This is a genomic window from Halococcus sediminicola, from assembly GCF_000755245.1.
Lineage (GTDB): Archaea > Halobacteriota > Halobacteria > Halobacteriales > Halococcaceae > Halococcus > Halococcus sediminicola.
Genome location: NZ_BBMP01000007.1, coordinates 111,436 through 135,810 on the forward strand (window position 1 = coordinate 111,436; position 24,375 = coordinate 135,810).

Consider the following 24,375-nt stretch of genomic DNA (forward strand, 5'->3'; position numbering starts at 1 on the left):
CCATGCGCATCCGTGGCGAACGCGAGTGCAAGGACTGCGGCACGCGGTGGTCGTACTACGAGACGGGAACGCCGAGCTGTCCGGACTGTGGCAGCCTGCGCAGCGTCGGCGTCGGCGAGCGCACCCAGCACACCGCGGGCACGGCGGCGCTCGACCTCTCGCCGGCGCGCAACCATCTCGGTGACGGAGAGGGGGGGCTGCGCGCCGCGGCCGAGCGCGCCGCCGAGGACTGCCAGGCGTTCGCTCGCCAGCACGGCTTCATCCATTCGGGCGACCTCGCGCCGCTCGACAACGTCTATGTGGGAGCGCTCGAACTTCGCTCGGTCGCCGACGAACTCGCGCGCGCGATGCGGACGAGCGACGCCGAAGAGAGGTACTTTCTCGCGCTGCTCGGCGGCGTCGACGACGGCGAACGCCCCGCGCCGGCGGAGGTTCCGGAATCACTCCGAGCGGCCCGTGGACTGGCCGCGGCGAAGGCCGTCGAGGAGTACCGCAGCGACGCGAGCGCGTATCTCGACGACCATCCCGACAGCGAGGCGCGGGCGGCGTTCGGCACGCTTTCCGAACACCGAAAGCGCATCGAGGCACTCGACGGCGACGTCTCGCCCGCGACCGCCGACCGACTCGTCCGCGTCGCGCGCGAACTGGGGACCTATCTCCGCGATGGTGACGAGAACGCGCTCGTGACCGCCCGCGACCGCCTCTCGTGACTCGGCTGATTCGGCTCAGATCGACCCGGCACATGTCGGCAGGGTAGTTTAGACACGCCACCGCGAAGCGGGGACGATGACCGATATCGGCTACACGCTCTCGACCGAGGAGTTCGGCCCGAACGAACTCGTCTCGCAGGCCAAGCGCGCCGAGGAGGCGGGCTTCGACTTCCTGTCGAGTTCCGACCACTACCACCCGTGGGTGAGCGCGCAGGGTGAGGCTCCGTTCGTCTGGAGCGTGCTCGGCGGCGTCGCCGAGGCCACCGACGACATCGACGTCGGCGTGGGGGTCAACTGTCCCATCATGCGCATCCATCCCGCCGTGGTGGCCCACGCGACCGCCACGGCTGGCGCGATGCTCGACGGGCGCTTTTTCTTCGGCGTCGGCACCGGCGAGCGCCTGAACGAACACGTACTGGGAGACCACTGGCCACCCCACGCCGTCCGCCTCGACATGCTCGAAGAGGCGATCGAGGTCATCCGCAAGCTCTGGGCGGGCGGCCAGACGAGCCACTACGGCGAGCACTACACCGTCGAGAACGCCCGCCTGTTCACCCTACCCGATGAACTCCCACCAATCGTGGTCTCGGCGTTCGGCGAGCGCACCGCGAACGCCGCAGGCGAACTCGGCGACGGGTTCTGGACGGTCGGCCCGCGGGGCAACCTCCTCGACGAATACGAGAGCGCGGGTGGCTCCAGCCCGGCGTACTGCCAGCTCCACGCCTGCCACGCAGACAGCGAACAGGAGGCCGTCGAAACCGTTCACGAGGTGTGGCCGAACTCCGGGCTACCGGGCGAACTCGGCTCACAGCTTCCCACGCCAACCCACTTCGAGCAGGCCACCCAGATGGTCACGAAGGAGGACATCCGCGAGGGGTCGATAATCACCCAACCGGACCCCGACGAGCACATCGACAGCATCCAGCAGGCCATCGACGCCGGCTACGACCACGTCTACACCCACCAGATCGGCGACGACCAGGGGGCGCTCATCGACCTCTACGAGAACGAAATCCTGCCGAGCTTCGAGTGAAACCCGCCTCTCCCTCCCCCCCCTCTACTGCGCGTCCCGGTCGAGCAAGCGGGCGTACAGGTCGCGGTCGTAGGCGTTCTCGGGAAGCGACCCGTGCCACGCGACGTCGTCGATGGGTTCGTCCGCCAGACCGGGGTCGGCGGCGACGTCAGTGCGTTCGGGAGTTGCGTCGAAGGCCGCGAAACGAAAGACGAACGATTCCCGTCCATCGGTGAACGTCTGTTCGGCGATGGCTGCAAGCCCGTCGATACGCACGTCGATACCGGTCTCCTCGCGGACTTCGCGGGCAGCGCCGGCCGCAGGCGTCTCGCTCGCTTCGAGCATCCCACCGGGGAGGAGCCATTGGTCGCCTTGCTGGACGAGCAACACCCGTTCGTCGGCGATGGCAAGCGCACCGACGCCCCAGCCACGACCCGCGCGGGCGCGCACCGATTCGAGCGCCGCGGAATCCACTTCGAACGTGTTCTTGGCCCACAGCACGTTTTCATACCGGGAAGCAAGCATCTCGGGAGCAGGGTCCACGGCTCGACTCACGGCAGTTCGACGTCGATTCCTTCCTGCTGGCTCGCGGCCTTCACGGTATTGTAGAGGAGCATTGCGCGCGTCATCGGGCCAACACCGCCCGGCACGGGCGTGATGGCGCTCGCCTTCTCCTTCGCCGAGTCGAACTCGACGTCGCCAACTAATTCGTATCCCTTCTCGGTGTCGGCATCGACACGATTGACACCGACGTCGATGACCGTCGTGTCCGCCGAGAGCATCGATCCGTCGACCAGTTCGGGTGCACCGACCGCCGCAACCACGATGTCCGCGCGCCGGGTCTTCTCGGCGAGATTTCGAGTTCGAGAGTGACAGACCGTGACGGTGGCGTTGCCACCCGATGATTTCTGCATGAGGAGGTTGGCGAGCGGTTTGCCGACGATGCGCGAGCGCCCGACGATGGTGACGTCCTTGCCCGCGGGATCGACGTCGGCCGCGGCGAGGAGTTTCTGGACGCCGTGAGGCGTGCAGGGCTTGAATCGAGCGTCGCCCGCGACGAGTCGGCCGACGTTCTCGGGATGAAAGCCGTCGACGTCCTTTCCTGGATCGATGCGCCGGATGACCTCCCGATAGTCGATCTGGTCGGGCACCGGGTCCTGGACGAGATAACCGTGAACACTCGAATCGTCGTTGAGGTCCGCGATGGTGTCGTACAGTTCCTCTGGCGCGGCGTCGCCGTCGAGTTCGACGTGGACGCCGTTCATCCCCACCTCCTCGCAGTCGCGCTGTTTCATCGAGACGTAGGTCTCGCTCGCGGGGTCGTCGCCCACTAAAACTGTTGCGAGTCCGGGCGTGACGCCAGCGTCTTCGAGCGTGTCGATACACTCTTCGAGGTCGGTCCGAATTCCGTCGGCGACGGCGTCTCCGTCGATGACGTTCGTCATATCGGACCGCTGGCCGCCGCACTAATCAACACTCGGGTCGAGTGGTTCGGACGCCTAACCCGCCCCCGGCGCGGCCGTGGGTTCACGAAACGAAACGGTGATGTATACTGAATACTTGTTCAGTATCGATGGCAGACAGTACCAGTTTGAGTGGATTCGAGGACGTAGTCGCGATCGTGACCGGCGCGAGTTCGGGCATCGGCCGTGCGTCGGCCGAGCGGTTCGCCCGCGAGGGCGCGAGCGTGGTCGTCGCCGACGTCGACCGCGAGGGCGGTGAGGAGACCGTCGAGCGCATCGAAAACGACGGCGGCGAGGCGACGTTCGTCGACGTCGACGTCTCCGACGAGTCGTCGGTCGAGGCGATGGTCGCAGAGACCGTCGATAGGTATGGGGGTCTCGACGTCGCCCACAACAACGCCGGCATCAGCCCGTCGTACGTGCCGACGGCCGACGTCTCGGTCGAGGATTGGCAGCAGGTCATCGACGTCAACCTCACGGGTGTCTGGCAGTGTCTCAAGGCCGAACTCCCCGCGATGGTCGAGAGCGGCGGCGGTGCGATCGTCAACACCGCCTCGATCGGCGGGCTCGTCGCCAGCGGCAGCGCACCCTACACCGGCAGCAAACACGGCGTCGTCGGACTCACGAAGACTGCTGCGGTCGAATACGGTGGCCAGGGCGTTCGCGTCAACGCCGTCTGCCCGGGCGTCGTCGAGACACCGATGCAACGGCGCGCGAGCGGTGACTCGACCGAGGCCGTCGACGCCGTCATCGACGCGCAGGCACTCGATTGGATGGCCGATCCCGCGGAGATCGCCAACGCCGCCACGTGGCTCTGTTCCGAGGAAGCCTCGTTCGTGACGGGCCACCCCCTCGCGGTCGACGGCGGACTGGTCGCCCAGTAGCCTCACGGATCGAGGCCGTAGAGCATCGACCGGGCGAACACGAGCACCGGGATGATTTCGAGCCGTCCGATCCACATGTTGACGACGAGCATGCCCTCCGCGAGCGGCGACATCGCCGGGCCGGTGATGCCGGTCGAGAGCCCGACGTTGCCCTGTGCGCTCGCCACCTCGAACAGCGCGTCGGCGTAGCCAAAGGTCGGGCCGGCGATGTCGGTGAGCACGAGGCTGCCCGCGACGAGCACGATGAGCCAGAGCAGGCTCACGATGGCCGCCTCGCTGAACTCGCGTTCCATCCCCTCCCTGTCGAGCCGGCGGTCACCGATGCGGGCGGTCACGACCGCGCTCGCGGGGAGGAACACCCGCGAGAACTGCCAGCGGATGCCGCGGGCGATGGTGTAGCCACGGATGATCTTGATGCCTCCTACTGTGGAGCCGGCCGCCCCGCCGAGCACCATCGCACCCGAGACGACGAGCTTTCCGCCCGCACTCCAGCGCCCGATGGGCGAGGACTGAAAGCCCGTGCAGGTGAGCGCGCTGACGAACTGGAAAGCCGAGTCGCGCAGCGAGAGCGCCGGCGCGAAGGTCCGAAGGTTCTGGAGAGTCAGCACGACGATGCCGACGCCGAACAGGACGAACAGCCAGCGCGTCTGGAGGTCCCGAAACAGTGCGTGGAGGTCGCGGTCTTTGAGGACGGCGTAGTGGATCGGAAACGCGATGGCACCGAGTGTCATGATGGGCAAGAGAACGGTCTCGATCAGCGGCGAGTCGTAGGTCGCGATCGAGTTGTCCGTCACGGAGAACCCGCCGGTCGAGAGGGCGGTCATCGCGTGATTGAGCGCCTGCCACGCCGCCTCGGAGATCGAAAGCGATTCGCTCACGAGCAGCGCGCCGAAGAGGACGAGCACGGCGACAGCGGTGTAGCTGAGAAATATCTTCCACACCGTCCGCACCGTGGAGACGATGCTCGGATGGATGCGCTCCTCGCGGGCCTCGCTGCGATAGAGCGTGTAGCTGCCGCTGCCGGGCCGCGAGAGGATCGACACCGTGAGCACGATGACGCCGACGCCGCCGACCCACTGCATGAGCGAGCGCCACCACAGCAGCGCACGCGGCAGCGACGGCTCGTGGACGGCCATCGTCAGCCCGCTGCCGGTCCAGCCCGACATCGACTCGAAGACGGCGTGCAGCGGGTTGGTGAAATACTGGAGGCTCGACGCGGCGTAGTTCGCCCCCTCGGGGACGTAGGCCGCCGCGGCGGCCGGCGAGAGCAGGTGTGCCGAGAGGAAGAAGGGCAGCGCGCCGAACAGCGCCGTGAGCAGCCAGCCGGCGGCGGCGATGACCATCCCGTGTTTGGTCTGTGGGGCGGGCGCGGCGGCGAAGGCCCGTCTGGCGGTCCCGCCGACCGCGAGCGTCGCCAGCGCCGCGAGGAAGAACGCGAACGCGACGGTGTACTCGCCGAACACGAGCCCGACCAGCGCGGAGCCACCCATGAGTGCCGACTCCATCGAGAGCAGCGACCCGATGTCGCGGGCGATGGTCGCGAGATCGGTGGGAACGCTGGCGACGGTGAGGGCACGGCGCATCTAGCGCCGCTCGTGCCTCCGTCTGAACACGCCGCTGTGGTCCTCGCGGTGGCCGAACGCGTCGGTCACGTCGGGCGTCGCCCCCTCGGCGGAGTACACCACGAGGAGGTCGCCCACCTCGATGCGCGTATCGCCGCTAGGGGTGATCGGCGCTTCGTTCTCGCGCTCGACGGCGATGATGAGCGTCTCGTCCGGCATCAATCCCCGTTCGTTGGCCGACGAGAGCGTCCGTCCGGCGATGGGTGACTGCTCGCCGACGGTGACCTCGAAGACCTCCGCCTGCTCGCCGATACGCATGAAATCGACGATGGACGGTCGCTTGACGGCTCGATAGAGGTGTTCGGCGATGAGTCGCTGCGGGTTCTCCATCCCGCTGACGCCGATCTGTCGGAAGACGCTCTGGTGTTCCGGGTCGTGGACGACCGACACGATCTCCGGGACGTCGAGTTCCTGGGCGAGCAGACAGACCATGATGTTGGTGGCGTCCCGGTCGGTCGTCGAGATGAGCGCGTCCGCACGGTCGGCACCGGCGTCTTCGAGCGTGTTCTTGATCGTGGCGTCGTCGTTGAGCACGAGACAGTCGTGGTCGGCCGCCGCCTCCGCGCGCACCTCGTCGCGTTCGATGACGACCACTTCGTTGCCGCCCGCGGTGGCGATCTCGATGAGCGGTGTGCCGATGTCGCCCGCGCCGACGATGACGACGTACATCTCAGATACCTCTCGATTCGGTCGGGAATGCGAGAGTGCTCACGCCGTGAAAGTGGAGGACGACCACGATCTCAGTACAGCGGATGGCGATCGGTGAGCGCCTCAACCTTGGCCGACACGTCCTCGCGCACGCCCTCGTCGTCGGGTGCATCGACGACGCGCGCGATGCAGTCGGCGACCTCCCGGCAGTCCTCGGCGTCGAAGCCGCGGGTGGTGAGCGCGGGCGTCCCGGCCCGGATGCCGCTGGCGACGAACGGACTGCGGGTCTCGCCGGGCACGGTATTGGCGTTCAGGACGATCCCAGTCTCCTCCAGGGCCTCCTCGACTTCCTTGCCCGTGGTGTCGGGGTGGGAATCCCGCAAGTCACAGAGCACAAGATGGGTGTCAGTGCCCCCGGAAACGAGCGAGAGACCGTGCTCTTGCATGCGCTCGCCGAGCGCTGCGGCGTTCTCGACGACCTGCTTCGCGTAGTCGTCGAACGCGGGGTCGAGCGCCTCGCCGAATCCCACGGCCTTGCCCGCGATGTTGTGCATCAGCGGCCCGCCCTGCATCCCGGGAATGATGGCCGAGTCGATGTCGTCGCCGAACTCCTCGCGGGCCATCACGATGCCGCCGCGGCCCGCGCGGATGGTCTTGTGCGTGCTGCCGGTGACGAAATCCACCGTGCCGACGGGCGAGGGATGGATACCGGCGGCCACGAGACCCGTGATGTGAGCGATGTCCGCAAGGTGGTAGGCGTCAGCGGCGTCGGCGACCGTCTGAAAGCGCTCCCAGTCGACTTCTCGGGGGTAGGCCGAAAAGCCCGAGACGAGCATGTCGGGGTCGAACTCGCGGGCCTGTGCCTCGATCTCCTCGAAATCGAAGCGACCGGTCTCGGGGTCGATCTCGTAGTGTTCGACGTTGTAGATCTTGCCAGCGAAGTTCAGCGGATGGCCGTGCGAGAGGTGACCCCCATGAGAGAGGTCGAGCGAGAGGATCTTGTCGCCCGGTTCGAGCGCGGCGAGATACACGGCCATGTTCGCCTGCGAGCCGGCGTGGGGCTGGACGTTGACGTACTCGGCTCCCCACAGCTCCTTCGCGCGGTCGATGGCCAGCTGCTCGACCTCGTCGGCGTACTCACAGCCCCCATAATAGCGCGAGCCGGGGTAGCCCTCGGCGTACTTGTTGGTGAGCGCGCTGCTCTGGGCTTCCATCACCGCCTCGCTGACGTGGTTTTCGCTGGCTATCATCGATAGCGTCCCGCGCTGGCGCTCGACTTCCCCCACCAGTGCGTCGGCGACGTCGGGGTCGCTCTCCCTGACGTGTTCGTACTCCATACCCGGCTTCCCGGTCCCATCGCCAATACAGTATCGGTACGCCAGCACTCGCCACGGGAGCGACCGGGCCGCAACCACCGGGACTTTCCTCGCCGGGTGCGTGGCTCGGCCATGAACGTCGGCATCGTCGGCTCCGGCCCGGCCGTCGAAGGCGTGCGAGCGGCGCTCGACGAGAGCGAAACGCGACGAATCGACCCCGAAGCCATCCCCGAAACGGATCTCGCGGTCGTGGTGGATGTCGCAGGAGCGGCGGTCTTCGAGCGGGCAAACGCGCTCGCCCGCGAGAGCGCGACACCGTGGCTCGCGGTCGAACTCGGCGGCGTCGGCGGCCGCGCGGTCTGTGAGGCGGCCATCACCGGTTTCGGTCCCGAGACGGCCTGCTACGACTGTCTGTGTGCGCGTGTCGCGGCGAACGCCGACAGGGCCGAGAACGAGCCGAACACCGACCCCGCGACTGCACGGCTGGCCGGTGCGCGCGCCGGCTACGAGATCAGCCGACTGGTCGCGGGCGAGCGATCCGTCGTGATGGGTGGCGTCGTCGAACTGCCACACGCCGAGCGGCGGCTCCTCCCGGTGCCGAGCTGCGAGTGTGGGGGCAAGCGCGACCGAGAACTGCGCTACGAGTACGTCGACCGCGGCCTCGACGACGCGCTCGGACGGGCCGAGGCGGCTCTCGACGGGCGAATCGGCATCGTCAACGAAGTGGGCGAAGTCAACTCCTTTCCCGCGCCGTACTACCTCGCGCGGGTGGGCGACACGTCGAAGTTCAGCGACGCGATCGCGGCGAGCGAGGCCGCGGGCGTCGCCACCGACTGGGATCGCGCGTTCATGAAGGCGCTCGGCGAGGCGCTCGAACGCTACAGCGCCGGCGTCTATCGCACCGAGGCGTTCGAGCACGGCACGCCGGCGGACGTCGAGGGGATCGTCCCGCCGTCGTCGTTCGTGCTGCCGGAAAGTACGGAGGCGGATCCAGGACCGATTTCGTGGGTTCCCGGCGAGAACCTCGCGACCGGCGAATCGGTCCGACTGCCGGCGGAGTTCGTCCAGTTCCCGCCGCCGGCCCATCGCCACGGTCCCTCGATAACCACGGGGCTGGGGCTGGGAAGTTCGGGCGTCGAAGCGCTGTGGTCAGGCCTCACTGAGGTCGTCGAACGCGACGCGGCGATGCTCTCGTGGTATTCGACGTTCGAGCCGCTCGGGCTGGCGGTCGACGACGAGGGGTTCGAGACGCTCGCCCGGCGCGCGCGGTCCGAGGGATTGACCGTGACGCCCGTGTTGCTCACACAGGACGTCGATATGCCCGTCGTGGCGGTCGCCGTCGAGCGCGACGAGTGGCCCCGGTTCGCGGTCGGTTCGGCGGCGGGGTTCGATCCCGACGAGGCCGCGCGGTCGGCGCTTGCGGAGGCGCTCCAGAGCTGGATGGAGTTGCGCGCGATGGGCCCCGACGGAGCCGCCGAGGCCGAGGGTGAAATCGGTCGCTACGCCGATGCGCCCGGCGTGGCGGCGGACTTTTTCGCCGTCGATACCCATGTTCCGGCCGCAAGCGTCGGGCCGGAGACGGTGCCGACGGGCCAGGACGCGCTCGATGTGCTGATCGATCGGGTAGCCGAGGCACGACTCGATGTCTACGGTGCGCGACTCACGCCGCGAGACGTCGAGTCGATCGGCTTCGAGGCCGTGCGCGTGCTCGTGCCCGATGCACAGCCGCTGTTCACCGACGAGGCCTTCTTCGGCGAGCGCGCCAGCAAGGTGCCGGACGCGCTCGGGTTTGAGCCGCGACTCGACCGCGAGTTTCATCCCTATCCCTGAATTGGCCGGCGGTTGCGGTGCGGTGGCGGCAGCGGTGCGGTTGCTGTGCGGTCCTGGAGGATGAAGGGCGAACGAGCGAACGGAGTGAGCGAGTGAGGGCTTCGGCAGTGCTGTGCGGTCTGCGGTTGTGATGCTGTGCTGGTGGAGTGTCCGCGCGAGCGCAGCGAGGTTCGACCGGAGGGAGAACCTCGGAAAGCGAACGGTGAACGAAGTGAACCGTGAGCAGTGAGCGCGGTTCACCGCTCGCGCGGTTTGCGAGCGGGTGTTTTTGGTCCAGATTTTTGCGAGGGGTTGAGCGCGCCGGGCGCGCGCGATTCCCCGAAGTAAAAAGGTGGGGTTTCCTAGATACCGAAGGTCGCCCGAAGCATGTCCCGGGTCCCGGGACCCAGTCCGACGACGAGCACCGCGAGCATCAGGAGGTAGGAGTAGCGCGGGCTCTCCTCGAAGATCTGCTCGTCGAACAGCCAGATAACGCCGACCGCGAGAACGAGCTTCACGAGCAAAAAGGGCCACGAGTCGCCGATGACGTCGATGATCGACGGGGGAAATATCGCCGTGGTGGCACCGACGATGATGGCGTTGATGGGGTGTTTCGCGCTGTACTGGAAGGGGAGCCCGATGGCCTGCGCCCAGTCCGAGGCCAGTACGTTCGCCACGCCGTCGACGGCCTGCGCCCAGAGGATTGCCAGCCCGATGAACCCAGTGCCGGTGTTGAGTGCCGGCGCGAGCCGATCAATCGCGTAGTAGATGCCGGCGGCGAGCCCCGAGGCGATGGCGAGCGTGATCACGAGCATCTGCGGGTAGAAGGCGACGAACTCGGTCGAGTAGGAAAGAAAGGCGAGATAGGCAAGCGTCGCCGCGAGCGCGAGCGTGCCCATCGCCGCGAGCGGCGGTTCGAACTCGGAGACGACGTCCCGACGGGCGAGCCACAGACTGAGGAGGATGGCCGCGAGCGTGACGACGAACACCGTGAGATAGATGATGGGACTGATGATGAGCGCGTTCGCGGGGTAGGAGATGGCGGCGGTCGCGTCGGCGGGCACGGCGTCGTTGGCGTCTTCGACCACTCGAAGCGCGCCGCCGAAGAGGGTGAACGGGATCAGTGCGAAGAAGAGTCGCCTGTCCGTGCCGATACCCAGTCGTCGAACGAGAAGTAGGACACCGGCGAGCATGAACAGCAAGACGATGGCGTAGCCGGCTTCGGAGACGAGCGTGTAGCCCGGTTCGGCGACGGTGAACCCTTGTGCTGCGGCCGCGCGGCAGGTCTCGCTCTCGGCGAAGCGCCGGACCACACCATCGGCCCGGACTGCACAGGCGGCGTTGTGGGCGTCGGCGTCGATCGGTCCCCAGAAATATCGCCAGATGAAGCCGGTGTAGACCGCTCGCGGGAAGGCGAGCGCTGCGGCGATGATGGCGACGGTGCCCGCGACGGCGGCCGCGAGCCACGTCCGTGCAGGGTCGGTCCAGTCCGCTATCGCAGCCATGTTCGGGTGGGTACACGCCCGCGGTTTCACGGTTCCGATTGTGCGCCCATACCCGTCGATGGATGACTTTACGCCCTCGCCAGCCCTCCCTCGGATCGATGAACGCGCTCGCAAAGCGTATCTACAACATCGCGCCCGATTCCATCCGCGTGACCTTCGCCGACGATTCGACGGCGACCTTCGAGATGCAAAGCGCCGAGTTCTTTCAGGACGATTTCCAGGGAATCGCCACGCCGCTCGACGACGACGACCGCGAACACCGCATCGTGACCGTCGGTCCCGATCCCGGACAGGTCGTCGTCGGCCGCGAACGCGAGGGCGGTGGCTTCGAGGAGGTCGGCGAGATCGTCGCAGTCGAGGCTGTCGACGATTCGTAGACAGTAATTGCGAGGGCAAGACGCTCCATCTTGCCTGCACTTTTCGTGCCAGCGGGCGCGCGTGCCGGCTGGCACGCAGTGCGAGGGACAGGATTTGAACCCGTGGACCTCTACAGGAGCGGAGCTTGAATCCGCCGCCGTTTCCAGACTTGGCTACCCTCGCACGCAATCGTCTCTGGATGTGGCTGGCGCTAAAGCGTTGCGGACCGCGGCGCAAGCGTTAGGCGTCCACTCGCCGGAGGGAGAGTATGGACGACCACACCCGCGACCCCTCCGTGGAGCCACCACGGGGGAATCCGACGGGCTGGCGCGACGATGACCAGTGGGAGCACGCCACCCTCCGTCGAGCGGTCGTCCACGGCGTGCGCCTCTACAACGCGGGCGAATTTCACGATTCGCACGACTGTTTCGAGGACGAGTGGTACAACTACGGCCGCGGAACCACCGAGTCGCGGTTCCTCCACGGGATGGTGCAGGTCGCGGCGGGCGCGCACAAACACTTCGATTTTGGCGACGATGCGGGCGTGCGCTCGCTGTTCACCACGGCGCTCGACTACTTCGCGGGCGTGCCGAACGATTTCTATGGAACCGACCTGCTCGACGTTCGCACCGTCCTGACGAACGCGCTCGACGAGCCGAGTGTCCTAGAGGGCTGGACGATACGTCTCGACGGCGAATCGCCCGAAGCACGCCCGGCGGACGTCGCGTACGCGGCGGCGCTCGAATGACTCCTCTCGTTCGAGTATCGCGGCACTCAAAAAGGCGGGGTGAGTAGAACAGGTAGATGCGAATCGAGCAGTTGGGCGACGGCGAGCCGGAAATCGCTGTCGTCGGTGGGATTCACGGCGACGAGCCGTGTGGCGTGCGCGCGGTCGAACAGCTCATCGAGCGAGAGCCGGACGTCGACAGACCGGTGAAGTGTATCGTCGCCAACGAGGAGGCGCTCGAACGCGACGTGCGTTACGTCGACGCCGACCTCAACCGGGTGTTCCCGGGCGATCCCGACAGCGACGCCCACGAGGAGCGCCTCGCCGCTTCCCTACTTGCGGAACTCAAGGGCTGTACGACCCTCTCGATGCACTCGACGCAGTCCTACACGGGCACCTTCGCCGTGCTCGCCGACGAGACGCTAACGCTCGCACGCTCGGTCTGTCCGTACCTCACGCTCGATGCGGCCGTCGACGCGAGCGCGTTCACCGAGGGTCGCCTCATCGAGCACGCACCCGTCATCGAGGTCGAGTGCGGGTATCAGGGTTCGGAAGGGGCCACCGAGAACGCCAGCACCATCGCCAGGGAATTCCTCGCGGCGCTCGGCGCGCTGCCGGGCGGCGAGCCACACAGCGAGGGCGTTCCGCTGTATCGTCTCACCCACCTGATTCCGAAGAGTAGGGCCGAAGCCTACGACGTGCCGGCGACGAACTTCGAGCGCGTCGCCGCGGGCGAGACCTACGCGACCGTCGACGGCGAGGCACTCGTCGCCGACGAGCCGTTCTATCCCGTCCTCATGTCGCCGTACGGCTACGAAGACGAGTTCGGCTACAGCGCGGAACCCGCCGGACGGCTCGGCGGAACGAACGCCGGCGACGAGCGCGACCGCTCGGGATACCCCGGCTAGGTGAGGGAATCACTCCTCGGCCGCTGCGAACTCCACCAGCGACAGTTCGCGGTCGAGGTGGCAGTAGTCGTGTGGTGGGTCGCCGATGACCTCCCGAATCCGGTACTCGGTGTCGAACTCCGCACCCGCCGGCTCGCAGTATTCGTGGCTCGGACAGCCGGTGTGCGGACACGGCCCTTCTAGGCTGGCTTTGCTCCCCGCGTAGGCGCTCTTCGGCGAGACGTTTGCCATCACGGGTGCGGGTTCGACCTCGACGGCGCGCACCCCGGTGTCGTGGACGCCGCATTCGAGGGTCTGGGCGTTCTCGCGCACGTCCGTAACGCGGTATTTCGTGCCCTCGGAGAGGTTGAGACACTGCTCGCGGTAGGGACAGCCCTCACAGGCGCTGGCCTCGCCCTCGTAGGTGAATTCGGTGCCGACCTCCGCGAGGCGCGTGCCGATGAGCGTGACCTGTGACATGGTGGGAGATAGGCGCGAGCGTGAATAAAAACCACGTCTCACCCACCGGTGAGTTCGTCGAGCTTCGCGAAGTAGTCCTCGCGGGGCACCTGATACAGCGCCCGATAGTCCACCGCACCGTCGGCGAAGCGTTCGGCGAGGGTTACGGTGCCCGCGATGGCTGCCTCCCGAGAGTCGAAGCGCTCGGCGTCACGATCGACTTCGGGTTCCAAAAACAGTGTGACGTACCACGGGTCGGAGGGGGCGGGGTCGCGTTCGCTGCCGGGACGGCGCGAGCGCCGACCGTGGGTCAGATAGATGGTCGGCAGGCAGGCTGCGGGGAACTCGTGGCTGTCGAAGACGTCGGGTCGATAGACGAGGATACACCGGTCGCCGCCCTCGTTCCAGACGGTCCACGAATCGGGCAGGTCCTCGAACTCGCTCATAGACGTGCTCGGTGGCGGGCGCTCAAGTCCTCGGCGGTCAGGTGAGGCGACGAGCGGAGTATGGTCGAAGTAGGGACAACAGTTATAGGTGTGAATCCTCTTTCATCTACTAGTATTGGTGGGTTGCGCTACCACGGTATGCCGCCACGAAGCGCTCTCCAGTGTGACCCCCGATATCGACCGTGCCGCCCGATCGAACGGACGACCACCCACGGCGACCCCGACCGGCGCGGCGGGTCCCGTGAGAGATACAACAATGTCAGGCGATACCAACACGCTCGAAGCGCTCAGCGAGGAGTACCGTGCATCGATCCCGACCGACCTCCGCACGGCCCGGCCGTTCCAGTGGTATCTGGACGAACTCCGCGCCGAGCCGGCCATCGCCCGCAACGCCCACCAGCGCGTCGCGGACATGTTCGACTTCTACGGCTCCGAGTACGACGACGAAACCGGCGTGGTCGAGTACCACCTCGCCACCGAGGACCCCCTCGGCGAGGGCGAGAACACCTTTTATGGGAGAGAGATCCACGAAGCCATCCACGAGTTCGTCAACAAGGCCAAATCCGGTGCGCGCGGACTGGGTCCCGAACGCCGCATCAAACTTCTCTTGGGGCCTGTGGGGTCGGGCAAATCGGATTTCGACAGACAGGTGCGAAAATACTTCGAAGACTACACGATGCGCGAGGAGGGGCGGATGTACACCTTCCGCTGGACGAATCTCGGCGACGTGATCGCCGACCAGGACCCCGCCGACGACACCGTGCGCAGCCCGATGAATCAGGATCCCCTGGTTCTGCTGCCGCTCGACCAGCGCAAACGGATCGTCGAGGAGTTGAACGAGCGCCTCGACGCGCCCTACACCATCCAGAACGAGCAGTCGCTCGACCCCGCCAGCGAGTTCTACATGGATTCGCTGCTTGGCTACTACGACGACGACCTCCAGCAAGTCGTCGAGAATCACATCGAAATCATTCGTCTGACCGCCGACGAGAACAAGCGACAGACCATCGAGACCTTCGAGCCGAAGGACAAGAAGAACCAAGACGAAACCGAGTTGACGGGTGACGTCAACTACTCTAAAATCGCTATCTACGGGGAGAGCGACCCACGAGCCTTCGATTACTCGGGAGCCTTTTGTAACGCCAATCGAGGCATCTTCTCGGGCGAGGAGCTGCTAAAGCTCCAGCGGGAATTTTTGTACGATTTCCTGCACGCCACCCAAGAGATGACCATCAAACCGAAGAGCAACCCGCGGATGGACATCGACCAAGTGATCGTCGGCCGGACGAACATGCCCGAGTACAAGGAGAAAAAGGGCGACGAGAAGATGGAAGCGTTCAACGACCGGACCAAGCGCATCGACTTTCCCTACGTCCTCCAGTACGACGAGGAGGCGAACATCTACCGGAAGATGCTCGCGAACGCCGACGTGCCCGACATCCACGTCGAACCGCATACCCTCGAGATGGCCGGCCTCTTTGGGGTACTAACCCGCATCGAGGAACCCGACTCCGGTACTGTCGATCTGCTCCAGAAGGCCAAAGCCTACAACGGCGAGATCGACGAGGCCGAGGACGTCGACGTCAAAAAGCTGCGCGAAGAGGCGACCGAGACCGCCGAAATCGGCGAGGGGATGGAGGGCGTTTCGCCGCGGTTCATCGGCGACGAGATCGCCGAGGCGATCATGGACTCGATGCACCGGGAACGGGGATTCCTCTCGGCGCTGACGACGTTCAACCATCTGGAGGGGAACCTCGAAAACCACGGCTCGATCGCCGAGGACCTCTTCGACACCTACTACCGGTATCTCGAACTCGTGCGCGAGGAGTACCGCGAGCGCGCCATCGAGGACGTCCGCCACGCGCTCGCCTACGACCTCGACGAGATCCAGCGCCAGGGCGAGAAGTACATGGACCACGTGATGGCGTACATCGACGACGACACTGTCGAGGACGAACTCACCGGGCGCGAACAGGGTCCCGACGAGACCTTCCTTCGCTCTGTGGAGGAGAAACTCGACGTACCCGAGGACCGGAAGGATGACTTCCGTCAGGAGGTCTCGAACTGGGTGTCGCGGCGCGCGCGCGAGGGCGACACGTTCAACCCACAGGACAACGACCGACTGCGCCGGGCCTTGGAGCGCAAGCTCTGGGAGGACAAGAAACACAACATCAACTTCTCGGCGCTCGTGTCGTCGGGCGAGATGGACGACGAGGAGCGCAGCGCGTGGATCGACGCACTGCGCGAACAGGGCTACTCCCGGGGCGGGGCCAAGGAGGTGCTCGAATTCGCCGGTGCGGAGGTCGCAAAGGCAGAGATGGAAGAATGAGCGAACATACCGGCGAATCGGGCGAGGAGTACGTCACGGCGGCCGATCGCGCACTGCGGGCGACCTACGAGGACCCGATGAGCCTCGCCGAGTACGTCGACGCGGCGCTCACGGAGCCACGAATCGCCGCTCACGCCTCGAAGTATCTCGTCGCGGCCATCGAGGCCGCCGGAACGAGAAGCGTGATCGAGGAGGGCGAGGAGACCGAGCGCTATCGCTTCTTCGACGACCCGCACAACGACGGCGAGCACGCGATCCTCGGCAACACCGAGGTCCTGAACGCCTTCGTCGACGACCTGCGCTCGATCGCCGCCCAGCGTGGGAAAGACGAGAAGATCATCTGGCTCGCCGGTCCCACGGCAACTGGTAAGTCCGAACTCAAGCGCTGTCTCATCAACGGGCTACGCGAGTTCTCGAAGACCGACGCCGGCCGGCGCTATACGGTGGAGTGGAACGTCGCGGGCGTCGGCGAGGCTCCCGGGCTGACCTACGGCGGCGAGTACCGCGACGACGAGGACGACTGGTACGCGAGTCCGGTCCAGTCCCATCCCCTCACGGTGTTCCCGCCGGAGGTGCGCGCCGACATCGTCGATGCGCTCAACGCGCGCAGCGACGATCACGTCCCAATCACCGTCGAGGGACGTCTCGACCCGTTCTGTCGGGAAGCGTACGACTACCTCGAAGAGCGCTATCGCCGTGAGGGCGTTCGGGACCTGTTCTCGGCGGTGACGGACCGGCGACACCTCCGAGTGAAGAACTACGTGGTGGACGTCGGACAGGGCATCGGCGTGTTGCATTCGGAGGACGACGGCTCGCCCAAAGAGCGCCTCGTCGGTTCGTGGATGGCCGGGATGGTGCGCGAACTCGACTCCCGGGGCAGAAAGAACCCGCAGGCCTTTTCGTACGATGGCGTGCTCTCGCAGGGTAACGGACTCCTGACGATCGTCGAGGACGCCGCCCAGCACGCGGACCTCCTCCGGAAACTGCTCAACGTCCCCGACGAGGGGTCGGTGAAGCTGGACAAGGGCATCGGAATGGACCTCGACACCCAACTGGTGATCATCTCGAACCCCGACCTCGAAGCGCAACTGAACCAGCACGCCGAACGCGACGGCCGCGATCCGCTGAAGGCGCTCAAACGTCGCCTCGATAGGCGGGAGTTCGACTATCTGACGAACGTCTCGCTCGAAGCCGAGTTGATCCGGCGCGAACTCACCAACGAGACCACGGTCTGGCGCGCAGAGAGCTACGAGGAGCTAGAGGGGACGATCGCCGAGCCGATCACGATGACGGTCGGCAGCGGTCGCGACGTCACGGACATCGAACTCGCGCCGCACGCGGTCGGGACGGCGGCGCTCTACAGCGTCGTCACGCGGCTCGACGATACCGACCTCCCGACGGGCATGGACCTCGTGGACAAGGCGCTGCTGTTCGATCAGGGCTACCTCCAGCACGGCGACGAACGCACCGAGCGCGAGGCATACGACTTCGATGGGGAGGGTGCCGACGGCGAGAGCGGGATTCCCGTCACCTACACTCGTGACGTCATCGCCGACCTCCTCTATGCCGACCGCGAGCGCCACCACCCCGACCTCCCCGTCGAGGACGTCGTCATGCCACAGGACGTGTTGAACGCGATGGCGGCCGGGCTGGCCGAGGCCCCCGTCTTCTCGACGGGCGAGCGCGGCGAGTTCGAGAGCCGCGTCGTACAGGTGAAAAACCAGCTGTTCGAGCGCCAGCGCGCGGACGTGCTCGAAGCCATGCTCCATGACAAGCGCGTCGACGAGGCGACCGTCGCCGAGTACGTCGAGCACGTCTACGCGTGGGCGACGGACGAGAACGTCGAGAACGACCGCGGCGAGCGCGAAGAGCCGGACCCACTGGTGATGAAGGTCTTCGAGACCGAACATCTCGGACGGTTCGGTCCCGAGAGCTACGACGGCAACCAGCCCTCGCCGGCGGTCAGACAGTTCCGCACGGAGAAGATCATCACCGCCCTGAATCGGCACGCGTGGCACAGCCGCGACGACGAATTTCGTGCGAGTGACGTCGCGCTGACTGAGATCCCCGTCGTCGACACAGTGTTAGGAAGCTACGACTGGGACGACGTCCGGCGGGCCTACGAGGACTTCGACCCGCGCCAGTGGGAGGACCCGCCGAGCGGAACGGAGACGGCGCGACTCAAGGAACAAACTATCGCGAAGATGGTCGAACTGTTCGAGTACAGCGAGGCTTCTGCCGAACTGACCAGCCGGCACGTCATGGGACAGGTGAGCTACCGATGGGACTGAGGGAGGACCTCGAACGCTACCGCGAGGTCGGCGAGGAGCGCCGCGAGGACCTCGCGGAGTTCATTCAATATGGGGACCTCGGCGGCAGCCGCCCCGATTCGGTGCGCGTCCCCATCAAGATCGTCGACCTGCCGGGCTTCGAGTACGACAAGCGCGACCAGGGTGGCGTCGGGCAGGGTGACGGCGATACACCCGAACCGGGCCAGCAGGTGGGTCAGCCCCAGCCCGGCGACGACGAGGGCGAGGCCGGCGAGGAGGGCGGCGAGCACGAATACTACGAGATGAATCCCGAAGAATTCGCTCAGGAACTCGACAAGCGGCTGGGGCTCGACCTCGAACCCAAAGGCAAGCAAGTAATCGAGGAGATCGAGGGCGATTACACCGACGTCAGTCGGACGGGCCCCAATAGCACGCTCGATTTCGAGCGGATGTTCAAGGAGGGTCTCAAGCGCAAACTGGCGATGGACTTCGACCGCGAGTACGTCCGCGAGGCGCTCAGGGTCGATGGAATGGGCCCCGAGTCGGTCTTCGAGTGGGCACGCGGCAAACACCTCCCGGTCTCGCGGGCGTGGCTCGACGACGAGTACGCGAAACTCGCGCCCGGCGAGCGCACGCACTGGCCGTCCATCGAGGCGATGGAGGCGAACGTCGAGGAGACCGATACCGTCGCCCGCATCCGCAAGGAGGGCATCGACCACGTGCCCTTCCGTCGCGAGGACGAGCGCTATCGCTACCCCGAGATCGTCGAGGAGCGCGAGAAAAACGTGGTCGTCGTGAACATCCGCGACGTCTCGGGGTCGATGCGCGAACAGAAGCGCGAACTCGTCGAGCGGACGTTCACGCCGCTCGATTGGTACTTGACTGGGAAGTACGACCACGCGGAGTTCGTCTATATCGCCCACGACGCCGAGGCGTGGCGCGTCGAGCGCGAGGAGTTCTTCGGCATCCGCTCCGGCGGGGGGACCAAGATTTCGAGCGCGTACGACCTCGCGGCGGCAATCTTGGACGAGGAGTACCCGTGGAACGACTGGAACAGGTACGTCTTCGCCGCGGGTGACTCCGAGAATTCGAGCAATGACACCGAAGAGAACGTGATCCCGCTGATGGAGGGAATCCCCGCGAATCTCCACGCCTACGTCGAGACCCAGCCGTCGGGCAACGCCATCAACGCGACTCACGCCGAGGAGATCGAACGCCACTTCCACGAGACGGAGAACGTCGCCGTCGCCTACGTCAACGGGCCGGGCGACGTCGTAGGTGCCATCGAGACCATCCTGAACACCGAGGACGACAATGAGTGACCGCATCACCGCACGGCGAGTGGCCGACAGCCTCGAAGAGCCAGTGAGCGAGGCCGCGAACCTCGCCCGGAAACTGGGACTCGAACCCTACCGGGTGAACTACTGGATCGTCGATTACGACGAGATGAACGAACTCATCGCCTACGATGGCTTTCAAACTCGCTATCCACATTGGCGCTGGGGGATGAAGTACGACCGCCAGCAAAAACAGAACCAGTTTCTGGGGGGCAAGGCCTTCGAAATCGTCAACAACGACGACCCGGCCCACGCCTTCCTCCAGGAGTCGAACTCCCTGGCGGATCAGAAGGCCGTCATCACTCACGTCGAGGCCCACGCCGACTTCTTCGCGCACAACCAGTGGTTCGGGCTGTTCTCGGGCGGCGGGACGCCGAACGCCGCCGCAATGCTCGCCCGCCACGCCGACACCATCTCAGAGTTCATGCGCGACCCGGACATCGAGCGCGAGGCCGTCGAGCGCTGGATCGACACCATCCAATGTCTCGATACCAACATCGACCGTCATCGGGCCTTTGCGAGCGCGAGCGCCGAGAAAAGCGAGGACATCGAACTCGACGACATCGCCGATCGGCTCGCGGACCTCGACCTCGGGGCCGACGTGGTGAGCGAGGTCTTCGACGAGGAATGGCTCGAATCGCAGCGCGAGGAGGACGTGTCGGGGACGATTCCCGAAGAACCCGAACCCGACTTGCTCGCCTTCTTCTACCGCCACGGGATGGCCTACGACGACGAGAGCGGGAAGGCCGTCGAGATGGAGGAGTGGCAGCGCACGATTTTGGAACTCCTCCGGCGGGAGGCCTACTACTTCGCCGCCCAGCGGATGACGAAAGTGATGAACGAGGGCTGGGCGGCCTACTGGGAGTCGATGATGATGGGCGAGGAGAATTTTGCGGGTACTGACGAGTTTCTGAGCTACGCCGACCATCAGGCTCGCGTGCTCGCCTCCCCAGGGTTAAATCCCTACAAACTCGGCAAGGAACTCTGGGAGTACATCGAAAACTCGGTGAATCGCCGCGAGGTCTGCGAACGACTCCTCAGGGTGGAGGGCATCACGTGGCGCAACTTCCACGACGTGGTCGATTTCGAGACGGTAGCGGCGGCGCTCGCACCCGATTCGACGGTCGACCGGATTTCGAGCGAGCGGCTGGCAGCGCTCGACGCCGACGACCCACGAATCGACAGTGAGGGACTCGCGGCGGCGAAAGAGGGTGCGATCGACGTCGAGCGATACCCGTGGAAGCTGCTCACCTACGAAGGGATGGCCGAACGCCACTACTCGCTCGCCAAACCCCAGAATCGGGGCTTCCTCCGGCGCACGAGTCGGGAGGAACTCGAACGGATTTCGAGGTATCTGTTCGACGGTTCGCGCTATGGCGACATCGACGAGGCGCTCGCCGACGTCGAGTACGCCGCGGGCTGGGATCGCCTGTTCGAGATTCGGGAGAGTCACAACGACGTGACTTTCTTGGACGAGTTCCTCACACAGGAGTTCGTCGACGACAACGACTACTTCACCTACGAGTACACCCAAGCCACCGGCGACTACCGGGCGACCTCGACGGACTACGAGGACGTCAAGAAAAAACTACTCCTGCAGTTCACGAACTTCGGCAAACCGACTATCACTGTGCACGACGGCAACTACAACAACCGCAACGAACTGTTGTTGGCCCACCATTACAATGGCGTGATGCTCGACGTCGAGCAGGCGAGACAGACCCTAAAGAGGGTGTTCGCCCTCTGGGGGCGGCCGGTGAACCTCAAGACGATCGTGAAGGAACTCGGCGAGCACGACCTCGAAGTCGCAAAGCGCCGCGAGCGCGAACCCGACCCCGACGAACGCGGGAAACTCATCCGCTACGACGGCAACGAGTTCACCGTCGAGGACCTCCCGTGGAGCGACGTCGAGAGTATCGCCGCCACGGACGTCGATTACGACACGAAACCCGACGAGTGGCTCGCGTGAGGGTTCGGAAGCCGTCCCCGAATCTGCACCATCCGAAAAGGCTATCGGCCGAACCCGTATCGTCAACCGTGATGATGGGGCGAGCGCCATGAGGTACTTCGAGTTCACCATCAAACCCGACGACGGGGCGATGCACCCCGTCGACAAGGTGATTCTGGAGACACCGGGCGTGACGCGCGAGGCGCTCGTCCACGTCAACGCGCTCGCCAACGGCACGGGCGTGATGCTCTATCGCCTCCGCGGCGACCCCGAGGTACTCACCGAGCGCCTCGACGGCCATCCCCAGTTGCTCTCGTGTTCGTCGATCGCCGTCGAGGGCGGAACCTTTCACTTCTACGTCCACGTCGAGCCGGGCCAGCCCGCCGGCCGACTGATGTCGGTCGCCCAGAAGTACGCCCTGATGATCGTCCCGCCGCTGCCGTTCGTCGCGGGCGGGCTACGCATCACGATCGTCGGTACTCACGAGATGCTCCAGCAGGCGCTCGAAGAGCTACCCGAGGAGACGCACATTTCCGTCGAACAGGTCGGCGAGTACTCGCCGGACGACAGAAACGTGCTCTCGCTGCTGACCGACCGCCAGCTCGAGGTGTTCGAGATGGCCGTCGAACACGGCTACTACGAAATCCCGCGGCGGGCGACCCACGAGGACATCGCCGACGAACTCGGCTGTGCACCGAGCACGGTCGACGAACACCTCCGCAAGGCCGAATCGCGGATCCTCACGTCGCTCGTCTGAGAGACCGCGAACGCCGATTCGCACTACCCGATTCAGCCCTGTCCGACCAGTCGTTCTTCCTCCTCCCAGTACTCCTCGCGGAGTTCGTACTTCTGGACCTTGCCGGTCGCCGTCTCGGGAAGGTCGTCGACGAACTCGACCGTCTTCGGGACTTTGTAGCGCGCGAGATGCTCGCCGGCGAACTCGCGGACGGCCTCGCCCGTGAGGTCGGCGTCGGGTTTCGCCACCACGAGCGCCGTCACTGCCTCGCCCCACTCGTCGCTCGGAGTGGGGATCACGGCCGCCTTGGCGATGTCTGGGTGGTCGTAGAGGACGTCCTCGACGGCGATCGACGAGACGTTCTCGCCGCCGGAGATGATGATGTCCTTTTCTCTATCTTGAATCGCCACCATCCCGTCCTCGTCCATCGTCGCGAGGTCGCCGGTGTGGAAGTAGCCCGGCAGTCTGGCGTTGAACGCCTCCTCGGTCGCCTCGGGCTTGTTGAGATACCGATCCATCACCTGATTGCCCTTGACGACGATCTCGCCCAGCGTCGAGCCGTCGCGGGGGACGTCGGTGCCGTCCTCGTCCACGACCCGAACGTCGGTGGCGAGCACCTCGCTGCCCTGTTTCACCTTCAGATCGCGCCCGTGCTCGGCGAGTCGGCGCGGCGAGTTCGAGGAAGTGATCAGCGGCGCGGTCTCGGTCAGTCCGTAGAGATGGATGATCCGCCAGCCGATGTCGTCTTCAATACTGGAGAGGGTGGCCGTCGCGGGCGCGCTGCCGGCGGTGGCGATGCGCACGTCGCGCTCGCCGGTCGTCACGACGTCGGGATTCTCGTCGTAGTGGGCGATGAGCCGGTTTAGAACTGTTGGAGCGCCACACATGTAGGAGACGTCGTGTTCGCGCACCCGTTCGAGGGTTCCTTCGGCGTCGAACGTGCGCTGGCAGACGTGGGTCGCGCCCGTCCCGGTGATGGCGTAGGTGTGACCCCAGCCGTTGCAGTGGAACATCGGTAGCGTCCAGAGGTAGGTGTCGTCGTCGCGGATCTCCTTGTGATGATTCAACACGAGCGCGTGCCAGTGTTCGGTCCGGTGTGTGCGAACGACGCCCTTCGGGTCGCCGGTCGTTCCCGAGGTGTAGTTGATCGAGGCGTCGTCCTCTTCGGCAATCTCGGGCCGCTCGGGCGACTCGGTCGGCTGGGCGGCGAGCCAGTCCTCGTAATCCTCCCAGTCCCCGTCGATGTCGTCGGCCTGATAGCCGACGAACGACTCGGCCGGTACGGAATCGCGGACCGCCTCGACGTTTGCGGCGTACTCGTAGTCGGCGATGACGATATCGGCGTCGCAGTCGTTCAGGATGTACTCGAAGTCGTCGGGCACCAGCAGGTAGTTCATCGGGACGAACACGGCCCCGATCTGGTTCGTTCCGTACAGCGTTTCGAGGAAGTAGTGCGTGTTCGGCGAGAGCAGCGCCACCCGATCGCCCTGCTCGACACCCATCTCCCGGAGGGCATGCGAGACCTGATTGACGCGCTCTGCGAACTCGCCGTAGGTGTATTCGGTGCCGTCGTGGGCGATGACCCCGGTGACATCCGAATAGAGATCGACCGCCCGATCGAGGAAATCCGTGGTTCGCATTTCGACCTTCATGATCTATCGAATCACTTCGTGGGCGGCGACTAAGCCTTTTCGCCCACCTTTTTACTTCGGGGTGGTTCGAAAATCGCGGGGCGATTTTCGTCATCACGGAACGGCTTCGCCGTTCCGTACGACATCACGCGCCTGCGGCGCGCTCAACCCTCTGCTCACGGGCGGTGAAGCCGCCCGTTCGCACGGTACGAGGGACCTCCGGTCCCTCGCTACTCGCAAAAATCTGGTCCAAAAACTCCCGCTCGCAAACCGCGCGAG

21 protein-coding genes and 1 tRNA gene are annotated in these 24,375 nt (G+C 65.6%); 12 read left to right on the top strand and 10 right to left on the bottom strand.

Annotated features, from left to right (window positions below; genetic code table 11):
- Positions 1-2: 2 nt before the first annotated feature.
- Positions 3-710 (top strand): DUF7117 family protein, encoded by a 708-nt coding sequence (locus tag ACP97_RS04765; protein ID WP_049996692.1) that lies wholly within the window; start codon positions 3-5, stop codon positions 708-710.
- A gap of 76 nt (positions 711-786) precedes the next feature.
- Positions 787-1,743: a TIGR03557 family F420-dependent LLM class oxidoreductase gene (locus tag ACP97_RS04770; protein ID WP_049996693.1), complete on the top strand. Its 957-nt coding sequence runs from the start codon at positions 787-789 to the stop codon at positions 1,741-1,743.
- Positions 1,744-1,767: 24 nt separating this feature from the next.
- On the opposite strand, the gene ACP97_RS04775 is transcribed toward ACP97_RS04770, so the two are convergent.
- Both ACP97_RS04775 and ACP97_RS04780 read right to left on the bottom strand, forming a co-directional pair.
- Positions 1,768-2,277 carry an NUDIX hydrolase gene (locus ACP97_RS04775; protein WP_237561097.1) on the bottom strand — a complete coding sequence of 170 codons (510 nt, stop codon included), beginning with the start codon at positions 2,275-2,277 and terminating at the stop codon, positions 1,768-1,770.
- Positions 2,274-3,167, bottom strand: coding sequence for a bifunctional methylenetetrahydrofolate dehydrogenase/methenyltetrahydrofolate cyclohydrolase (locus ACP97_RS04780; protein ID WP_049996695.1), 894 nt, complete (start codon positions 3,165-3,167; stop codon positions 2,274-2,276). The genes ACP97_RS04775 and ACP97_RS04780 overlap by 4 nt, the downstream gene beginning before the upstream one ends.
- Positions 3,168-3,295: 128 nt before the next feature.
- On the opposite strand from ACP97_RS04780, the gene ACP97_RS04785 reads away from it, so the two are divergent.
- Positions 3,296-4,069, top strand: coding sequence for an SDR family NAD(P)-dependent oxidoreductase (locus ACP97_RS04785; RefSeq protein ID WP_394297697.1), 774 nt, complete (start codon positions 3,296-3,298; stop codon positions 4,067-4,069).
- A 2-nt stretch (positions 4,070-4,071) separates the two neighbouring features.
- Here the strand turns inward: ACP97_RS04785 and ACP97_RS04790 are convergent, their stop codons facing one another.
- The 3 genes from ACP97_RS04790 to glyA form a co-directional block, all read right to left on the bottom strand.
- The gene (locus ACP97_RS04790) at positions 4,072-5,652 is read right to left on the bottom strand and encodes a TrkH family potassium uptake protein (protein ID WP_049996696.1); all 1,581 of its coding nucleotides are present in this window, start codon (positions 5,650-5,652) and stop codon (positions 4,072-4,074) included.
- Positions 5,653-6,360, bottom strand: a complete 708-nt coding sequence (locus ACP97_RS04795; RefSeq protein WP_049996697.1) for a potassium channel family protein — start codon at positions 6,358-6,360, stop codon at positions 5,653-5,655.
- Positions 6,361-6,431: 71 nt separating this feature from the next.
- A complete protein-coding gene (gene glyA / locus ACP97_RS04800) occupies positions 6,432-7,676 on the bottom strand; it encodes a serine hydroxymethyltransferase (protein ID WP_049996698.1) in 1,245 nt (414 codons plus the stop codon).
- Between the two features lie 111 nt (positions 7,677-7,787).
- Here glyA and ACP97_RS04805 point away from each other — a divergent pair, with 111 nt between their 5' ends.
- Entirely contained in the window at positions 7,788-9,485 is a 1,698-nt protein-coding gene (locus tag ACP97_RS04805) for a YcaO-like family protein (RefSeq protein WP_049996699.1), read from the top strand.
- A 341-nt stretch (positions 9,486-9,826) separates the two neighbouring features.
- Here the strand turns inward: ACP97_RS04805 and ACP97_RS04810 are convergent, their stop codons facing one another.
- Positions 9,827-10,969 (bottom strand): DUF63 family protein, encoded by a 1,143-nt coding sequence (locus ACP97_RS04810; protein WP_049996700.1) that lies wholly within the window; start codon positions 10,967-10,969, stop codon positions 9,827-9,829.
- A 62-nt stretch (positions 10,970-11,031) separates the two neighbouring features.
- Between ACP97_RS04810 and ACP97_RS04815 the strand changes: the two genes are divergently transcribed.
- Positions 11,032-11,346 (top strand): hypothetical protein, encoded by a 315-nt coding sequence (locus ACP97_RS04815; RefSeq protein WP_237561098.1) that lies wholly within the window; start codon positions 11,032-11,034, stop codon positions 11,344-11,346.
- A 79-nt stretch (positions 11,347-11,425) separates the two neighbouring features.
- Here ACP97_RS04815 and ACP97_RS04820 read toward each other — a convergent pair.
- Positions 11,426-11,509 (bottom strand) — tRNA-Leu (locus ACP97_RS04820).
- A gap of 85 nt (positions 11,510-11,594) precedes the next feature.
- On the opposite strand from ACP97_RS04820, the gene ACP97_RS04825 reads away from it, so the two are divergent.
- Both ACP97_RS04825 and ACP97_RS04830 read left to right on the top strand, forming a co-directional pair.
- On the top strand, positions 11,595-12,074 hold the full coding sequence (locus tag ACP97_RS04825) for a DUF309 domain-containing protein (protein ID WP_049996702.1): 480 nt from the start codon (positions 11,595-11,597) through the stop codon (positions 12,072-12,074).
- 56 nt (positions 12,075-12,130) lie between these two features.
- Positions 12,131-12,961: a M14 family metallopeptidase gene (locus ACP97_RS04830; RefSeq protein ID WP_049996703.1), complete on the top strand. Its 831-nt coding sequence runs from the start codon at positions 12,131-12,133 to the stop codon at positions 12,959-12,961.
- Between the two features lie 9 nt (positions 12,962-12,970).
- Here the strand turns inward: ACP97_RS04830 and ACP97_RS04835 are convergent, their stop codons facing one another.
- Positions 12,971-13,420, bottom strand: a complete 450-nt coding sequence (locus ACP97_RS04835; protein WP_049996704.1) for a UPF0179 family protein — start codon at positions 13,418-13,420, stop codon at positions 12,971-12,973.
- Between the two features lie 38 nt (positions 13,421-13,458).
- Complete coding sequence (locus ACP97_RS04840; RefSeq protein ID WP_049996705.1) at positions 13,459-13,845, bottom strand: DUF5820 family protein; 387 nt, start codon at positions 13,843-13,845, stop codon at positions 13,459-13,461.
- A 256-nt stretch (positions 13,846-14,101) separates the two neighbouring features.
- Between ACP97_RS04840 and ACP97_RS04845 the strand changes: the two genes are divergently transcribed.
- The 5 genes from ACP97_RS04845 (at position 14,102) to ACP97_RS04865 (ending at position 22,486) form a co-directional block, all read left to right on the top strand.
- Positions 14,102-16,174 (top strand): PrkA family serine protein kinase, encoded by a 2,073-nt coding sequence (locus tag ACP97_RS04845; RefSeq protein ID WP_049996706.1) that lies wholly within the window; start codon positions 14,102-14,104, stop codon positions 16,172-16,174.
- Positions 16,171-18,465, top strand: a complete 2,295-nt coding sequence (locus ACP97_RS04850; RefSeq protein WP_049996707.1) for a PrkA family serine protein kinase — start codon at positions 16,171-16,173, stop codon at positions 18,463-18,465. Before ACP97_RS04845 ends, ACP97_RS04850 begins: the two co-directional genes overlap by 4 nt.
- On the top strand, positions 18,456-19,766 hold the full coding sequence (locus tag ACP97_RS04855) for a YeaH/YhbH family protein (RefSeq protein ID WP_049996708.1): 1,311 nt from the start codon (positions 18,456-18,458) through the stop codon (positions 19,764-19,766). Before ACP97_RS04850 ends, ACP97_RS04855 begins: the two co-directional genes overlap by 10 nt.
- Complete coding sequence (locus ACP97_RS04860) at positions 19,759-21,750, top strand: SpoVR family protein (protein ID WP_049996709.1); 1,992 nt, start codon at positions 19,759-19,761, stop codon at positions 21,748-21,750. The genes ACP97_RS04855 and ACP97_RS04860 overlap by 8 nt, the downstream gene beginning before the upstream one ends.
- Positions 21,751-21,838: 88 nt before the next feature.
- Positions 21,839-22,486, top strand: coding sequence for a helix-turn-helix domain-containing protein (locus tag ACP97_RS04865; protein ID WP_049996710.1), 648 nt, complete (start codon positions 21,839-21,841; stop codon positions 22,484-22,486).
- A gap of 32 nt (positions 22,487-22,518) precedes the next feature.
- Here ACP97_RS04865 and ACP97_RS04870 read toward each other — a convergent pair whose 3' ends face one another.
- Positions 22,519-24,117, bottom strand: a complete 1,599-nt coding sequence (locus ACP97_RS04870) for a long-chain-fatty-acid--CoA ligase (protein WP_049996711.1) — start codon at positions 24,115-24,117, stop codon at positions 22,519-22,521.
- Positions 24,118-24,375 lie beyond the last annotated feature (258 nt).

Coding starts and splice junctions, on each gene's coding strand:
- ACP97_RS04765 (WP_049996692.1), top strand. CDS start 3: ATGCGCATCCGTGGCGAACGCGAGTGCAAGGACTGCGGCACGCGGTGG.
- ACP97_RS04770 (WP_049996693.1), top strand. CDS start 787: ATGACCGATATCGGCTACACGCTCTCGACCGAGGAGTTCGGCCCGAAC.
- ACP97_RS04780 (WP_049996695.1), bottom strand. CDS start 3,167: ATGACGAACGTCATCGACGGAGACGCCGTCGCCGACGGAATTCGGACC.
- ACP97_RS04785 (WP_394297697.1), top strand. CDS start 3,296: ATGGCAGACAGTACCAGTTTGAGTGGATTCGAGGACGTAGTCGCGATC.
- ACP97_RS04790 (WP_049996696.1), bottom strand. CDS start 5,652: ATGCGCCGTGCCCTCACCGTCGCCAGCGTTCCCACCGATCTCGCGACC.
- ACP97_RS04795 (WP_049996697.1), bottom strand. CDS start 6,360: ATGTACGTCGTCATCGTCGGCGCGGGCGACATCGGCACACCGCTCATC.
- glyA (WP_049996698.1), bottom strand. CDS start 7,676: ATGGAGTACGAACACGTCAGGGAGAGCGACCCCGACGTCGCCGACGCA.
- ACP97_RS04805 (WP_049996699.1), top strand. CDS start 7,788: ATGAACGTCGGCATCGTCGGCTCCGGCCCGGCCGTCGAAGGCGTGCGA.
- ACP97_RS04810 (WP_049996700.1), bottom strand. CDS start 10,969: ATGGCTGCGATAGCGGACTGGACCGACCCTGCACGGACGTGGCTCGCG.
- ACP97_RS04815 (WP_237561098.1), top strand. CDS start 11,032: ATGACTTTACGCCCTCGCCAGCCCTCCCTCGGATCGATGAACGCGCTC.
- ACP97_RS04825 (WP_049996702.1), top strand. CDS start 11,595: ATGGACGACCACACCCGCGACCCCTCCGTGGAGCCACCACGGGGGAAT.
- ACP97_RS04830 (WP_049996703.1), top strand. CDS start 12,131: ATGCGAATCGAGCAGTTGGGCGACGGCGAGCCGGAAATCGCTGTCGTC.
- ACP97_RS04835 (WP_049996704.1), bottom strand. CDS start 13,420: ATGTCACAGGTCACGCTCATCGGCACGCGCCTCGCGGAGGTCGGCACC.
- ACP97_RS04840 (WP_049996705.1), bottom strand. CDS start 13,845: ATGAGCGAGTTCGAGGACCTGCCCGATTCGTGGACCGTCTGGAACGAG.
- ACP97_RS04845 (WP_049996706.1), top strand. CDS start 14,102: ATGTCAGGCGATACCAACACGCTCGAAGCGCTCAGCGAGGAGTACCGT.
- ACP97_RS04850 (WP_049996707.1), top strand. CDS start 16,171: ATGAGCGAACATACCGGCGAATCGGGCGAGGAGTACGTCACGGCGGCC.
- ACP97_RS04855 (WP_049996708.1), top strand. CDS start 18,456: ATGGGACTGAGGGAGGACCTCGAACGCTACCGCGAGGTCGGCGAGGAG.
- ACP97_RS04860 (WP_049996709.1), top strand. CDS start 19,759: ATGAGTGACCGCATCACCGCACGGCGAGTGGCCGACAGCCTCGAAGAG.
- ACP97_RS04865 (WP_049996710.1), top strand. CDS start 21,839: ATGAGGTACTTCGAGTTCACCATCAAACCCGACGACGGGGCGATGCAC.
- ACP97_RS04870 (WP_049996711.1), bottom strand. CDS start 24,117: ATGAAGGTCGAAATGCGAACCACGGATTTCCTCGATCGGGCGGTCGAT.